The organism is Micromonospora sp. C81, assembly GCF_018070425.1.
Taxonomy (GTDB): Bacteria; Actinomycetota; Actinomycetes; order Mycobacteriales; family Micromonosporaceae; genus Micromonospora; species Micromonospora zamorensis.
On the sequence record NZ_JAGPXS010000050.1, the window covers coordinates 1 to 509 of the forward strand.

Annotated in this window: 1 protein-coding gene; it reads right to left on the reverse strand. The window is 65.8% G+C overall.

What is annotated here, in order from left to right; genetic code table 11:
• The coding region (locus tag KBX46_RS32230; protein ID WP_210795873.1) for a hypothetical protein at nt 1-377 on the reverse strand (377 nt) is incomplete at its 3' end.
• Between the last annotated feature and the right edge of the window lie 132 nt (nt 378-509).

The window sequence follows — 509 nt, forward strand, 5'->3', positions numbered from 1 at the left end:
GCCGTCACCTGACGCGTAACCTCACCAGCCGCATTCCGATCCACCGACGTGCCATCCGCATACGACCACGTACTCGACCCGTCACCGCCGTACGTGATGGAGACGTCCTGGTTCCCCGGAAGGGTCCCATGGGTGGGCCTGCCATCAGCGGTGAACCCGTCGAACAACGCACCATCGGCAGTGACCTGACGCGTAACGTCACCAGCCGCATTCCGATCCACCGACGTGCCATCCGCATAGGACCACGTACTCGACCCGTCACCGCCGTAAGCGATCGACACGTCCTGCGCCGGCTGCCCATCCGCCCCCGGCACCGTGCCATGCGTCGGCCTGCCATCAGCGGTGAACCCGTCGAACGACGCACCATCCGCCGTCACCTGACGCGTAACCTCACCAGCCGCATTCCGATCCACCGACGTGCCATCCGCATACGACCACGTACTCGACCCGTCACCGCCGTACGTGATGGAGACGTCCTGGTTCCCCGGAAGGGTCCCGTGGGTGGTCCC